This is a genomic window from Streptomyces paradoxus, assembly GCF_014202475.1.
Lineage (GTDB): Bacteria > Actinomycetota > Actinomycetes > Streptomycetales > Streptomycetaceae > Streptomyces > Streptomyces paradoxus.
This window is the reverse complement of record NZ_JACHGV010000012.1, coordinates 186,448-202,018: the sequence shown is the minus strand read 5'-3', so window position 1 is coordinate 202,018 and position 15,571 is coordinate 186,448. Positions and strand designations below refer to the sequence as shown.

At 74.8% G+C, this 15,571-nt stretch carries 1 protein-coding gene and 1 pseudogene; both read right to left on the bottom strand.

Annotated elements, in window-relative coordinates; translation table 11 throughout:
* A pseudogene (locus HNR57_RS32245) lies at nucleotides 1-1,738 on the bottom strand (type I polyketide synthase); the annotation flags it as partial.
* A 62-nt stretch (nucleotides 1,739-1,800) separates the two neighbouring features.
* Nucleotides 1,801-15,474 carry a type I polyketide synthase gene (locus HNR57_RS32240; protein WP_184565663.1) on the bottom strand — a complete coding sequence of 4,558 codons (13,674 nt, stop codon included), beginning with the start codon at nucleotides 15,472-15,474 and terminating at the stop codon, nucleotides 1,801-1,803.
* Between the last annotated feature and the right edge of the window lie 97 nt (nucleotides 15,475-15,571).

Below are 15,571 nucleotides of genomic sequence, written 5' to 3'. Positions count from 1 at the left end.
CGTCCAACGCCCCCGCGAACACCGGAAACGCCCCATACAACTCCCGGCCCATCCCCGCCCGCTGAGCACCCTGACCCGAGAACACCACCGCCAGAGCACCGCCTGAGGGGGTGACCGGGGTGAGGTGCCGGAGGGAGTCCAGGAGCTGGGCGGGCCCGCTGCCCACGGCCGCTGCGCGATGCGGGAGGGCGGCGCGGGTGGTGGCCAGGGAGTAGGCGATGTCCAGAGGGTCAGGGGCGCCGGGGGCCGAGGCGAAGGCGTGGAGCCGTTCGGCTTGGTCGGTGAGGGCCTCGGGGGTGCGTGCGGACAGCAGCCACGGCAGGGCGGGCAGGGTGCGCACGGGGGTGGTCTCGGCGGGCGGGGCGGCCGGTGCCTCCTCGATGATCACGTGCGCGTTGGTGCCGCCGAACCCGAAGGAGGAGACACCCGCGCGGCGTGGCGCGTCCTCACGCGCCGGCCACTCACGTGCTTCCGTCAGCAGCTCGACCGCGCCCGTGTCCCACTCGACGAACGGCGATGGTTCGTCCACGTGCAGTGTCCGCGGCAGCACACCGTGCCGCATGGCCTGCACCATCTTGATCACACCACCGACACCGGCGGCGGCCTGCGCGTGCCCGATGTTCGACTTCAACGACCCGAGCAGCAGTGGCTGTTCGCGGTCCTGGCCGTAGGTGGCCAGGAGGGCCTGGGCCTCGATCGGGTCGCCCAGCCGCGTGCCCGTGCCGTGCGCCTCCACCGCGTCCACATCGGCCGGGGCCAGCCGGGCGTTCTGCAGGGCCTGCCGGATGACACGCTCCTGCGACGGCCCGTTCGGCGCCGTCAGACCGTTCGACGCACCGTCCTGATTCACCGCACTGCCCCGCACGACCGCCAGCACCCGGTGACCGTTGCGCACCGCGTCCGACAGCCGCTCCACGACGAGGACACCGGCCCCCTCCGCCCACGCCACACCGTCGGCCCCGGCCGCGAAGGACTTGCAGCGGCCGTCGGGCGACAGACCGCGCAGGCGGGAGAACTCCAGGAAGGCCACGGGGGTCGACATCACCGTGACGCCGCCGGCCAGAGCGAGCGAGCACTCGCCGTTGCGCAGCGCGTTCACCGCCAGGTGCAGGGCGACCAGCGAGGACGAGCAGGCCGTGTCGACGGAGACCGCCGGACCCTCGAAGCCGTAGGTGTAGGAGAGCCGGCCGACGGCGATGCTGCCGGCACTGCCGCTGAACAGGTACCCCTCGAAGTCCTCCGGCGGCAGGTGGGGGCGCGAGCCGTAGTCGTTGTACATCTGGCCGGTGAACACGCCGGTGTCCGACCCGCGCAGGGCGGTGGCGTCGATGCCCGCGTGCTCGAACGCCTCCCAGGCCGTTTCCAGCAGCAGCCGCTGCTGCGGGTCGATCGCCATGGCCTCGCGCGGCGACATCCCGAAGAAGGCCGGGTCGAACCGGTCGGCTTCGTAGAGGAATCCGCCTTCCCGGGCGTACGAGGTGCCCGTGCGGTCGGGGTCCGGGTCGTAGAGGCCGTCCACGTCCCAGCCCCGGTTGCCGGGGAAGCCGCCGACGGCGTCGGTGCCGTCGGCCACGAGGCGCCACAGGTCGTCGGGCGAGGACACGCCGCCGGGATAGCGGCAGGCCATGCCCACGATCGCGATCGGCTCGCGCTGCCTGTCCTCGAGGTCGCGCAGCTGCCGGCGTGCCTCACGGGCATCGGCGACGGCCTTCTTCAGGTAGTCGCGGAGCTTGTCCTCGCCCGCCATGGTGTGTCAACTCCCGTGTGTCGTGTGGTGATCGGTGCCGAAGTGGCGGTGGCTCAGCTCAGCTCGTCGACGAGGGCGAACAGTTCGTCGTCGGTGGCCGAGTCCAGGTCGTCGTCCGGGTCGTCGTCCCGGTCCCGGGCCGGGATCCCGGCCGCGTTGTCGGCCGCGTCCAGGAGCTCCCGCAGGCGGGCGGTGATCCGGCCGTGGGCGGAGGCGTCGGTGGCGGCCGCCTCGATGGCGGCCTCCAGCCGGGCCAGTTCCGTGAGGACCGGCTCGTCCGGCGCGGTCTCCTCGACCGTCAGCCGGTCACGCAGGTACGAGGCGAGCGCCCTCGGCGTGGGCTGGTCGAAGACCAGGGTGGTCGGCAGCCGCAGTCCCGTCTCGGCGGCGAGCTGGTTGCGCAGCTCGACGGCGGTCAGGGAGTCGAAGCCGAGTTCCTGGACCGGCCGGTCGGCGTCGATCGCCGTGTGGTCGGCGTGTCCGAGCACGGCGGCCACCCGGCCTCGGACGACGTCCACCAGGGCCCGTTCCCGCTCGGTGGCGGGCAGGGCGGCGAGCCGCTCGGCGAGTCCCTGGCCCTCGGGGCGGCCGGCGGGGGCGTCGCCCGCGGCCGCGGGGCGGCGGGCGCTGTTCCCGCGGACCAGTCCGGCGAGGAGGGGCGGTACCCCGTCGCCCAGGGCACGGATCGCCCGGGTGTCGAGCCGGGTGACGGCGAGGACGCTCTCGCCGGTGGCCGGGGCCGCGTCGAAGAGGGCCATCGCGTCATCGGTGGCCAGCGGCAGCAGGCCGGAGCGGGCCAGGCGGCGCAGGTCCGCTTCGGCGAGGTGTCCGGTGATGGTGCTGGTCTCCTCCCAGAGGCCCCAGGCGAGGGAGGTCGCGGGCAGCCCGGCGGCCCGGCGATGCGCCGCCAAAGCGTCCAGGAACGCGTTACCGGCCGCGTAGTTCGCCTGCCCCGCCGTACCGAGAAGCCCGGACACAGAGGAATAGAGAACGAACGACTTCAGATCCATGTCCCGGGTCAGCTCGTGCAGATGCCACGCCGCATCCACCTTCGGACGCAACACCGAGTGCAACCGCTCAGCGGTCAGCCCCTCCACCGTCACGTCGTCCAGCACACCCGCCGTATGCACCACACCCGACAACTCACCCACATCGGCCAGCAGCTCCGCCACGGCCGACCGGTCCGTCACATCGCAAGCCGCGACCGTCACCGCAGCGCCCAGCGCCTCCAGCTCCGTCCGCAACTCCCCCGCACCGGGAGCCGACTCACCACGCCGGCTCACCAGCACCAGCGAACGGACTCCGTGAACCGTCACGAGATGGCGGGCCGCAATGGCACCCAGACCACCGGTTCCGCCCGTCACCAGCACCGGGCCATCACTCCAGGCGACCGCGTCGCCTTCATCCGGCACCGCCCGACGCAGCCTGGGCACCACCAACCCACCCGACCGCACCGCCACCTGCGCCTCACCCGAAGCGACGGCGGCTGTGAGAGCGGGTGTGGCCGTGGCGTCGAGGTCCAAGAGCTGGACGCGGCCGGGGCTCTCCGTCTGTGCCGTGCGCAGGAGGCCCCACAGCGGGGCGTGGGCCAGGTCGGTGACGTCCTCGTCGGCCGCGGTGGCCACGGCACCCCGGGTGGCGACCACCAGGCGGGCGTCCGCGAACCGGTCGTCCGCGAGCCACTCCTGCACCTGGACGAGCGCCTGGTGTGCCGCCTCCCGCGCGGTGCCCGGCAGCGTGTCGCCGGCCGGCGCGGAGAAGTGGGGAGCGAGGACGATCGCGGGAAGGGGTGCGCCCGACTCGACGGCCCGGGCCAGCTCGCCGAGGTCGGCGTAGGAGCGGACGGAGCCGTCCGGCAGGCCGAGGTCCGGCGCGCCGAGAACCGCCCAGGTGGCGAGGTCTGCCGTGGCGTCCGTGGTGGCCGGCCGGGTCCACTCGACCCTGAGCAGGCCGTCGGCGGAGCCGGCGTCCGCGGCGCGCAGCGACTGGGCGGACAGGGGGCGCAGGGTCAGCTCCGCCACCTCGGCGACCGGTGCGCCCGACCCGTCGGCCACCGTGAGCGCGACCGTCGTGGAGCCGCTGTCCAGGGCCCCGGGTGCCGCTGCTCCGGCGAGGCGGACCCGCAGCACGGACGCGCCCGTGGCCCTCGCGCTCACTCCGGCCCAGGAGAACGGCAGCAGCGGCCGGCCCTCGTCACCGGCGACCCCGGGGAGCAGCGGGTGCAGGGCGGCGTCGAGCAGGGCCGGGTGGAGGGTGAATCGGCGTGCCTCGGTGCGCTGGTCGTCGTCGAGGGCGACCTCGGCGCAGAGGTCGTCGCCGGCGGCCCACAGCCGGCGCAGGTTGCGGAACGCGGGCCCGTAGGCGTAGCCCTGCTCGTCGAGGCGCTCGTAGGCGCCGGTGAGGTCGATCTCCCGGGCTCCGGCGGGGGGCCAGACGGTGAGCGTCTCGCCCGTGGGGGCGTCGGTGCCGGTGCTCAGGGTGCCGTAGGCGTGCAGGGTCCAGGTCCCGTCGTGGGCGGGGTCGCCGTGGGGACGGGCGTGGATGCGCACCGGGCGCGTGGCGTCGGTGTCCTCGGCGCCGACGGACACCTGGAGGTGCACGCCGCCGCGTTCGGGCAGCACCAGGGGGGCCGCCAGGGTGAGTTCCCCGACCGTGGCGGCGCCGAGCCGTTCGCCTGCGCGGAGGGCGAGTTCGAGCAGTCCGGTGCCGGGCACGAGCACGGTGCCGGCGACGGTGTGCTCCGTCAGCCAGGGGTGCGTGCCGCGGGCCAGGCGGCCGGTGAGGACGTGTTCGTCACGGTCGGCCAGCTGGACGGCGGCGCCGAGCAGCGGGTGGTCGGCCGGGGCGAGTCCGAAGCCCGCGGCGTCGGTGACGGTGGTGGGCGCGTCGAGCCAGTGGCGCTGCCGCTGGAAGGCGTAGAGCGGCAGGTCGGTGCCGTGCGCGCCGGGGAAGACGGTGTCCCAGCGAACGTCGGCGCCGCGTGCGGCGAGCTGTCCCAGGGCTGCGGCGAACACCTCCGGCTCCGGGCGGCCCCTGCGCAGGGCCGGGGTCACGACCCCGGAGGCCTGCTCCAGGGACTCGGCGACCAAGGCGCTCAGCACCCCGTCAGGGCCGAGTTCCAGCCATTCGGTGACCCCCGCCGCCTCCAGGAGGCGGACGCCGTCGAGGAAGCGGACGGCCTCACGGATGTGGCGCGCCCAGTAGTCGGGCGAGGCGAGGTCCTCCGCCGTGGCCAGTTCGCCGGTGACGTTGGAGACGACGGGGATGCGCGGTTCGTGGAAGGTGAGGTCCTCGGCGATCGCGCGGAACTCGTCCAGGATCTCGTCCATGTGCGGCGAGTGGAAGGCGTGGCTGACGGGGAGGCGCTTGACCCGGGAGCCCTCCTTCTTGAACCGGGCGGCGAGCTCGTCCACGGCGTCGGCGTCGCCGGAGATGACCGTGGAACGCGGCCCGTTGACACCGGCGACGGCCATCCGGTCGCCGTAGGGGGCGAGGGCGGCGCGTACCGCGTCCTCTCCTGCTTCGACGGCCGCCATGGCGCCGCCCTCCCGTGCCGCCTGCATCAGCCGGCCGCGCTCCGCCACGAGGACGCAGGCGTCGGGCAGGTCGAGGACGCCCGCGAGGTGGGCGGCGGTGACCTCTCCGATGGAGTGGCCGAGCAGGAAGTCCGGGGTGAGGCCGTGGTGTTCGGCGAGGCGGAACAGCGCGGTCTCCAGGGCGAACAGCGCGGTCTGGGTGAACGCCGTCTGGTCGAGCAGGGCGGCGTCCGCGCTGTCCTCGGCGGCGAAGAGCACCGACTTCAGCGGGCGCATGAGTTCGGGGTCCAGGTGGGCGCACACCTCGTCGAGGGCCGCCGCGAACACCGGGGAGGCGGCGTACAGTTCGCGGCCCATGCCGAGGCGCTGGGCGCCCTGCCCGGTCAGCAGGAAGGCGGTCTTGCCGCGTGTGGACGAGGAGGTGCGCAGGGCTGCCGGGGTGGTCTCGCCACGGCCGAGCGCGGCGAGTCCGTCGAGCAGTTCGGCTCGGTGCCGGGCGACCACCACGGCCCCGCGGCTGTGCCGGGCCCGCCGGGTGCCGAGGGACCAGCCGAGGTCGGTGAGGGACTGCTCGGGGTGGCTGCCGAGGTGGTCGTGCAGGCGCCGGGCCTGGGCGCGCAGCGCCTGCTCGTCCCGGGCGGACAGCACGAACGGGACGGGCCCGGACGGCTCCGGCCGCTCGGCGACGGCCTCCTCGGGCGCGGTGAACTCCTCGACCACGACATGGGCGTTGGTCCCGCTGATGCCGAAGGAGGAGACGCCCGCACGACGCGGCACACCGTCCCTCGCGGTCCACTCCCGTGCCTCGGTCAGCAGCTCGACCGCGCCCGTGTCCCACTCGACGAACGGCGACGGCTCGTCCACGTGCAGCGTCCGCGGCAGCACACCGTGCCGCATCGCCTGCACCATCTTGATCACACCGCCCACGCCCGCGGCGGCCTGCGCATGACCGATGTTCGACTTCAACGAGCCCAACAGCAGGGGCTGTTCACGGTCCTGGCCGTACGTCGCCAGGAGGGCCTGGGCCTCGATCGGGTCGCCCAGCCGGGTGCCCGTGCCGTGCGCCTCCACCGCGTCCACCTCGGCGGCGGACAGGCCGGCCGAGGCCAGCGCCTGGCGGATGACACGCTCCTGCGACGGGCCGTTCGGCGCCGTCAGACCGTTGGAGGCACCGTCCTGGTTCACCGCGCTGCCCCGGACGACCGCCAGCACCTGGTGCCCGTTGCGCAGGGCGTCCGACAGCCGCTCGACCACCAGCAGGCCCACGCCCTCCGACCAGGCCACGCCGTCGGCCGCGGCGGCGAAGGACTTGCAGCGGCCGTCGGGTGACAGGCCGCGCTGGCGGGAGAACTCCACGAAGACGTGCGGTCCGGCCATGACGGTCACGCCGCCGGCAAGGGCGAGCGAGCACTCGCCGTTGCGCAGCGCGTTCGCCGCCAGGTGCAGCGCGACCAGCGAGGACGAGCAGGCCGTGTCGACGGTGACGGCCGGGCCCTCGAAGCCGTAGGTGTAGGAGAGCCGGCCCGACACGACGCTGGAGAGGTTGCCCGCGAGCAGGAAGCCCTCGTACTCCTCGGGGCTCGCCGCGAGGCGGGACGCGTAGTCGTCGTACATGGCGCCGGTGAACACGCCGGTGTCCGAGCCGTGCAGGCCGGTGGGGTCGATGCCCGCGTGCTCGAACGCCTCCCAGGCCGTCTCCAGCAGCAGCCTGTGCTGCGGGTCCATGGCGGTGGCCTCGCGGGGCGGGATGCCGAAGAAGGCCGGGTCGAAACGGTCGGCGTCGTGCAGGAAACCGCCGTGCCGGACGTAGGAGGTGCCGGTGTGGGCGGGGTCCGGGTCGTAGAGGCCGTCCAGGTCCCAGCCCCGGTTGCCGGGGAACCCGGTGATGGCGTCGCCGCCTTCGGAGACCAGCCGCCAGAGGTCGTCCGGTGAGGCGACGCCGCCCGGGTAGCGGCAGGCCATGCCCACGATCGCGATGGGCTCGTCGTGGGCGATGGCGGGCCGAACGGTGCGGGCCGCCGGTGCCGGGGCGGTGGTGTCCTCGATCCGGGTGAGCAGGTGGTCGGCGACCGCGTCGGGCGTGGGGTGGTCGAAGACGACGGTCGCGGACAGCCGCAGCCCGGTGGCGCTGTTCAGGCGGTTGCGCAGCTCGACGCCGGCGAGGGAGTCGAAGCCGCTCTCCTTGAAGGCGCGCTTGGGGTCCAGGCGTTGCGGGTCGGTGTGGCCGAGGACTCCGGCCACGATGCCGCGGACGAGGTCGAGGACGGTCTCGCGGCGCCGCTCCTGCGGCAGGGCGGCGATCCGCTCCGCCCAGGAGGTGCCGTCGCCGCCCGCGTCGGCCGCGCGGGCGGCCGTGCGCCGGGAGCGGGGCGCCGGGGCCAGCTCGCGCAGCAGGGGCGAGGTCTCGGCGCGCAGGGCCCTCGGTTCGAAGACGACGGGGACACGCAGCGCGTCGTCGCCTGCCAGGGCCGCGTCGAAGAGGGCCAGGGCGTGCTCGGGGGTGAGGGTCCTGATGCCCTGGCGGGTCCAGCGGGCCAGGTCGGCGTCGCCGAGGGTGCCGCCCATGCCGTGGGTGCCGTCCCAGAGGCCCCAGGCGAGGGAGGTCGCCGGCAGCCCGGCGGCCCGGCGATGCGCCGCCAGCGCGTCCAGGAACGCGTTACCGGCCGCGTAGTTCGCCTGCCCCGCCGTACCGAGAAGACCCGACACCGACGAGTACAGAACGAACGCCTTCAGATCCATGTCCCGGGTCAGCTCGTGCAGATGCCACGCCGCATCCACCTTCGGACGCAACACCGAGTGCAACCGCTCAGCGGTCAGCCCCTCCACCGTCACGTCGTCCAGCACACCCGCCGTATGCACCACACCCGACAAGGCACCCACATCGGCCAGCAGCTCCGCCAGAGCAGACCGATCGGTCACATCACACGCCGCGACCGTCACCGCAGCGCCCAGCGCCTCCAGCTCCGACCGCAACTCCCCCGCACCAGGAGCCGACTCACCACGCCGGCTCACCAGCACCAGCGAACGCACCCCATGGACCTGGACGAGGTGCCGGGCCACCACAGCGCCCAGTCCACCGGTACCGCCCGTCACCAGCACAGGGCCCTCACCCCACGAAACCGCGTCGCCTTCATCCGGCACCGCCCGACGCAGCCTGGGCACCACCAACCCGCCCGACCGCACCGCCACCTGCGCCTCACCCGAAGCGAGGGCGGTGGCCAGGAGCCGGTCATCGGTGGAGGCGCCGGCATCTGCGTCGATCAGGACCACACGATCCGGATGCTCGGACTGCACGCTGCGCAGCAGGCCCCACAGCGGGGCCTGGGCCGGCTCGGGGACGAGGTCCCCGGGGGCGGCGGCCACGGCGCCCCGGGTGAGCACCGCGAGGCGCGCGCCGGTCAGGCGCTCGTCGGCGAGGAAGTCCTGCACGAGGCGCAGAAAGACGTCCGCCGTGTGGTGGGCGAGGGCCGCAACGTCGCCGTCTCCGTCATCGGAGGGGGCACGTACGAGGACCACCTCGGCCGTGGTGTCCACCTGCGTGAGGTCCAAGGCCTCCACCACGCGCGGGACGTCGCCCTCGGGTGGCGTGACCGGCGTCCACTCGACGGCGTACAGGGAGTCGAGGGGGCGCGGTCCGGAGCGGAGCCGGTCCTTGGCGACCGGGCGCAGGGCGAGGGACTCGACGCTCACGACGGGTGCGCCGACGGTGTCCGCGGCGTGCAGCGAGTAGGTGCCGGACCCGCCGGGCTCGATCCGCACCCGCAGGGTGTCGGCGCCCGCGGCGTGCAGGGACGCGCCGGACCAGGCGAACGGCAGCCGGATGGTGTCCGCGGCGGTGTCGTCCCCGGCGGCGTGCAGCACGACGGGGTGCAGCAGCGCGTCGAAGAGGGCGGGATGCAGGCCGAACCGGGCGGCGCCGTCCCGATGGGCGTCGGGCAGGGCGACTTCGGCGTACAGCGCGTCGGTCGCGTGCCACAGGCGCGTCAGGCCCTGGAAGGCCGGGCCGTAGGTGTAGCCGAGCGCGGTGAGGCGCTCGTACGCGTCGCCCAGGGGCACCTCGGCGGCACCGGTGGGCGGCCACTGGCTGAGGTCGGGCCCGGTCGGCGGGGTGCCGCCGAGGGTGCCGGAGGCGTGTCGCGTCCACAACTGTCCGGTGTCCGGGCGGCCGTCCGGGCAGGCGTGGATCTCGACGGGCCGGCTGCCGGAGGCGTCCGGTGCGCCGACGGCGACCTGGACACGGACGGAGCCCTGCTCCGGCAGTTCGAGCGGGGCCTCCAGGGTCAGTTCGCCGACCTGGTCGATGCCGTAGCGGCCCGCCGCGGCCAGGGCCAGCTCCAGGAAAGCGGTGGCGGGCACGAGGACGGTGCCGTTGATGGCGTGGTCGGCGAGCCAGGGCTGGTCGGCGACGGAGAGGCGGCCGGTGAGCACCAGCCCGTCGCTGCCCGCCAGTTCCATCGAGGCGTGCAGGAGCGGGTGCCCGGCGGGGTCGAGGCCGAGCCCCCGGGCGTCGAGCGGCCGTTCGGGGGTGAGCCAGTAGCGCTCCCGCTGGAAGGGGTACGTCGGCAGGTCGACGAGGCGGGCGCCGGGGTGGAAGGTCTCGGCGGCGAGCGGCGCGCCGCCCGTCCAGGCCGTGGCGATCCCGGCGAGGAAGGTCTCGCCCTCGGGGCGCCCGGCCCGCAGCAGCGGGACGACGACCGCGTCGGTGTCGGCCAGCGCGGCACGGGTCAGCGGGGCGAGCACGGCGTCGGGGCCGGTCTCGACGAACACGCTGGTGCCGTGCCGGTGCAGGGCCCGGGCGGCGTCGACGAACCGTACGGGCCGGCGGATCTGCCGGACCCAGTACGCGGGCGAGGTCAGCTCGTCCGGGGTGGCGAGCTCGCCGGTGACCGTGGACACGATCGGGATGCGCGGCGCGTGGAAGGTGAGGCTCTCGGCGACGGCGCGGAACTCGTCCAGGACGTCGTCCATGTGCGACGAGTGGAACGCGTGGCTGACCTGGAGCCGGCGGGTGCGGCGGCCCCGGGAGCGCCACAGCGCGGCCAGTTCCTCCGCCGCGTCCTCGTCGCCCGAGACCACCAGGGAGTCGGGGGCGTTGACGGCGGCGAGGTCGAGCCGGCCCGCGGCCTTCTCCAGGTCGGCGGTGATCTCGGCCTCGGTGGCCTCCAGGGCGATCATGGCGCCGCCCGCGCGTGCCGCTTCCATGAGACGGCCGCGGGCCGCGACCAGCCGGGCCGCGTCGGCGAGGGACAGCACGCCCGCGACGTGTGCGGCGGCGAGTTCGCCGATGGAGTGCCCGGCGAGCAGGTCCGGTGTGGTGCCGTGGTGGGCGAGGAGGCGGAACAGGGCGACCTCGACGGCGAACAGGGCGGGCTGCGTGTAGGCGGTGCGGTGCAGCAGGCGGCCGGGCTCGCTGTCGCCGTCGGCGAACATCACGGTGCGCAGGGGCAGTTCGAGGTGTTCGTCGAGGGCTGAGCACACCTCGTCGAGGGCCGCCGCGAACACGGGGGAGGCGGCGTACAGTTCGCGGCCCATGCCGGCGTGCTGGGCGCCCTGGCCGGTGAACAGGAAGGCGGTGCGGCCCGCCCCGGCGGCGCTGCCGGTGACGACCTGGGCGGTCTCCTCGTCCCGGGCCAGGGCGGCGAGCCCGGCGAGGAGCGTGCCGGTGTCCGTGGCGGTGACCACCGCGCGCTGCGGCAGGGCGGTGCGGGTGACGGCGAGGGACGCGCCCAGGTCGGTGGGGTGCGTGCCGCCCTCGGTGACGAAGTCGTGCAGGCGCTGGGCCTGGGCGCGCAGCGCCGTCTCGTCCCGGGCGGACAGCACGAACGGAACGGGCCCGGACGGCTCCGGCCGCTCGGCGACGGCCTCCTCGGGCGCGGTGAACTCCTCCACCACGACATGGGCGTTGGTTCCGCTGATGCCGAAGGAGGAGACACCCGCCCGCCTCGGTGCACCGTCACGAGCGGTCCACTCGCGCTGCTCGCTCAGCAGCTCGACCGCGCCCGTGTCCCACTCGACGAACGGCGACGGCTCGTCCACGTGCAGCGTCCGCGGCAGCACACCGTGCCGCATGGCCTGCACCATCTTGATGACGCCGCCCACGCCCGCGGCGGCCTGCGCGTGGCCGATGTTCGACTTCAACGACCCCAGGAACAGCGGACGTTCACGGTCCTGGCCGTATGTCGCCAGGAGGGCCTGGGCCTCGATCGGGTCGCCCAGCCGCGTGCCCGTGCCGTGCGCCTCCACCGCGTCCACCTCGGCCGGAGTGAGCCGGGCGTCGGACAGGGCGTCGCGGATGACGCGCTGCTGGGAGGGGCCGACCGGGGCGGTCAGGCCGTTGCCCGTGCCGTCCTGGTTGATGGCGCTGCCCCGTACGACGGCCAGCACCCGGTGCCCGTTGCGGATCGCGTCCGACAGGCGCTCGACGACCAGGAGGCCGACCCCCTCGGCCCAGGAGGTGCCGTCGGCGGACGCGGCGAAGGACTTGGAGCGCCCGTCGGCGGCCAGGCCGCGCTGGCGGGAGAACTCCACGAACATGCCGGGCGACGACATGACGGTCGCGCCGCCCGCGATGGCCAGGTTGGTCTCGCCCGTGCGCAGCGAGCGCACCGCCATGTGCAGGGCGACCAGGGAGGACGAGCAGGCCGTGTCGACGGTGACGGCCGGGCCGAGGAGCCCGAGCTGGTAGGCGATGCGGCCGGACATGACGCTGGGCGTGGTGCCCGTGAGGAGGTGCCCCTCGACGGTGTCGGGGGCCTCGTGCATCCGGGGTCCGTAGTCGAGGGTGGTTGCGCCCACGAACACGCCGGTGCGGCTGCCCTTGAGGGCGGCGGCGTCCAGGCCGGCCCGCTCGACGGCCTCCCAGGCGGTCTCCAGGAGGAGGCGCTGCTGGGGGTCCATGGCGAGGGCCTCGCGGGGCGAGATCCCGAAGAACTCGTTGTCGAACAGGGCCGCGTCGTGCAGGAAGCCGCCCTCGCGGACCGTGCTGTGACCGCCGTGTGTGGGGTCGGCGTCGTACAGGTCCGCGTCCCAGCCGCGGTCGCCGGGGAAGCCGGTGATGGCGTCCCGGCCGTCGGCGACGAGGTTCCACAGCTCCTCGGGAGAGGTGACGCCGCCCGGGTAGCGGCAGGCCATGCCGACGATGGCGATGGGTTCGTGCGCCGTGTCGGATGTGCCGGCCGGGCGGTCCTCGGTGAGGGCGGCGGGGTCCGGGCCGGCGAGGAGGGTGGTGAGGTGGGAGATGAGGGCGGCCGGGGTGGGGTGGTCGAACAGCAGGCCGCTGGGCAGGGTGAGGCCGGTGGCGGTGGCGAGGGCGTCGCGCAGCTCGACCGTCATCAGGGAGTCGAAGCCGAGGTCCCTGAACGCGGCGTGCTGGTCGACGCGGCCGGCGTCGGTGTGCTCCAGGACGGCGGCGACCTGCTCCAGCACCAGGGCGGTGGCGTCGGGGGCCGGGGCGACCGGGGATGCGGTGGCCGCGGTTTCGGGCAGGGCCGGGGCGGGTGCCTGCGCGGCGGGGGCGGCCGGGCCGTCGATCCAGTGGCGCTCGCGCTGGAAGGCGTAGGTGGGCAGCGGGACGCGGCGGCCCGGGCCGCCGGCGTGCACGGCCGCCCAGTCGACGGGCGTGCCGCGGACGAACGCGGCGGCGACGCCGGTGAGCAGGGAGCGGACCTCGGCGCGTCCGGCGCGGAGCGTGGCGACGGGGGCGGTGGCCTCGGTGTCACCGGCGCTCGCGGCGGCCAGCGCGGTCAGGACACCGTCGGGGCCGAGCTCCAGCAGGGTGGCGGCGCCCAGGTTCTCCAGGGTGCGTACGGCGTCGCGGAAGCGGACCGGGCGCCGCACCTGCTCGACCCAGTAGGCGGGCGAGGTCCACTGGCCCGGTTCCACGGCGGTGCCGGTGACCGTGGACACGGCGGGGATCCGCGGCTCGTGGAACGTGAGCTCCTCCACGACGGCGCGGAACGGCTCCAGCATCGGGTCCATCAGCGGCGAGTGGAAGGCGTGGCTGACCGTGAGGCGGCGGGTCCTGCGGCCCTGCGCGGCGAGCTGCTCCGCGACGTCGGTGACGCTGTCGTGCGCGCCGGAGATCACCACGGCGAGCGGCCCGTTGACGGCGGCGACCGCGACCGGCCCGTCCTGCGCGGCGAGCAGGGGCAGCACCTCGTCCTCGGTGGCCTCGACGGCGACCATGGCGCCGCCGGCCGGCAGTTCCTGCATCAGGCGGCCCCGGGCGGCGACGAGCCGGGCGGCGTCGTCGAGGGACAGCACGCCGGCGACGTGGGCGGCGGCGATCTCCCCGATGGAGTGCCCGGCCACGTGGCCGGGGGTGACGCCCCAGGAGGTGACGAGGCGGTACAGGGCGACCTCGACGGCGAACAGCGCGGGCTGGGTCCAGGCGGTGTCGTCCAGGCCCTCCCCGGAGTCCACCACCTCAGCGAGGGGCCGGTCGAGCAGCGGGGCGAACGCCCGGCACACCTCGTCGAAGGCGGCCCGGAACGCCGGGAAGGCATCGCGCAGTTCCCGTCCCATGGCGGCGCGCTGGGCGCCCTGCCCGGTGAACAGGAAGGCCGTCGTGCCCGGGCGGACGGCACCCGTGACGACCTGCGCCGCGGCCCGCCCCCTGGAAAGGGCGGTCAGGCCGGTGACCATGCCGGCCCGGTCGTCGGCGAGGACGACGGCCCGGTGGTCGAAGACGGTGCGGGTGGTGGCCAGGGAGCGGCCGATGTCCTCGGGGCGGGGCGCGGGGACGGCGGTCACGGCGGTGCGCAGCCGATCGGCCTGCGCGGCGAGGGCGGCGGCGCCGCGTCCGGAGACGACCCAGGGCAGCAGGACGCCGTCCCCCTCGGGAGCCGCTTCCGGTGACGGGGTGGCCGGCCCCTCGCCCAGCACCACGTGGGCGTTGGTGCCGCCCATGCCGAACGAGGAGACACCGGCGATCAGCGGCCGGTGGGGGGCGGGCCAGTCGCCGGTCTCGCGCTGCACCTCCAGGCCGAGTTCGGCCAGCGGGATCGCCGGGTTGGGGGTGTCGAAGTTGAGGCTGGCGGGCAGGCGGCGGTGGCGCAGGGCCAGCAGGGTCTTGATCAGGCCGACGATGCCCGCCGCGCCCTCCAGGTGGCCCACGTTGGTCTTCGCCGACCCGACCCGCAGCGGGCCGGCGCCGGAACGGGCCGTGCCCAGCACCGCGCCCAGGGCGGCGGCCTCGACGGGGTCGCCGACCGGCGTGCCGGTGCCGTGCAGTTCGACGTACTGGACGGCGTCGGGGTCGAGGCCGCCGCGTTCGTACGCCTCGCGCAGGACCCGCTCCTGGGTCTCCTGCCCGGGCACGGTCAGTCCGGGGGTGGTGCCGTCGTTGTTGACGGCGCTGGCGTGGATCACGCCGAGGACGTCGTCGCCGTCCGCGAGGGCCCGGGACAGCGGCTTGAGGACGACGGCGCCGCCGCCCTCACCGCGTACGAAGCCGTTGGCGCGGGCGTCGAAGGTGTACGTGGTGCCGTCGGGGGAGAGCCCGCCGAAGCGCTCCCCGGCCACCGCGGCCTCGGCGAGGATGTTGAGGTTGACGCCGGCGACGATGGCGGCGTCGGACTCGCCGGCGCGCAGCGACTCGCACGCCAGGTGCACGGCGACCAGCGAGGAGGACTGGGCGGAGTCGACGGTGAGGCTGGGGCCGCGCAGCCCGAGGTGGTACGAGACCCGGTTGGCGATCACCCCGCGGTTGACGCCGGTCATGGTGTGCTGGGTGACGGTCCGGGCGCCGTGCTGGTAGAGCAGGGCGGCGTAGTCGTCGCGCAGGGTGCCGACGAAGACGGCGGTGCGGCTGCCGCGCAGGGTGGCCGGGACGATCCCGGCGTTCTCCAGCGCCTCCCAGGCCAGTTCGAGCACGAGGCGCTGCTGCGGGTCCATGACGCGCGCCTCGCGCGGGGCTATGCCGAAGAAGCCGGCGTCGAAGGTGTCGACGCTCTCCAGGAAGCCGCCGTGGCGCAGGCCGGGTGCGGTGCCGTCGGGTGCCGCCTCGCCGGACGCGGGCCGCAGGCGGTCCGCCGGGACGGGGGTGATGGCGGAGGTGCCGGTGCTGAGCAGTTCCCAGAAGGCCTCCGGATTTCCCGCTCCGGGCAGGCGGCAGGAAAGGCCGACGACCGCGATGTCCTCGCTCCGTGCACGGCGCGTACCGATCGATTCGGACTGGTGCTGATTCGTCATCGCGCTCGACTGCCCTTTCGGCCGAATTACCGCAAGACTGCTGAGTGGGGGAATGTTCGGCCCGATCGTAGGCAGGGGGGTCTCTCCCTCTCCTCAG

Coding starts and splice junctions, on each gene's coding strand:
- HNR57_RS32240 (WP_184565663.1), bottom strand. CDS start 15,474: ATGACGAATCAGCACCAGTCCGAATCGATCGGTACGCGCCGTGCACGG.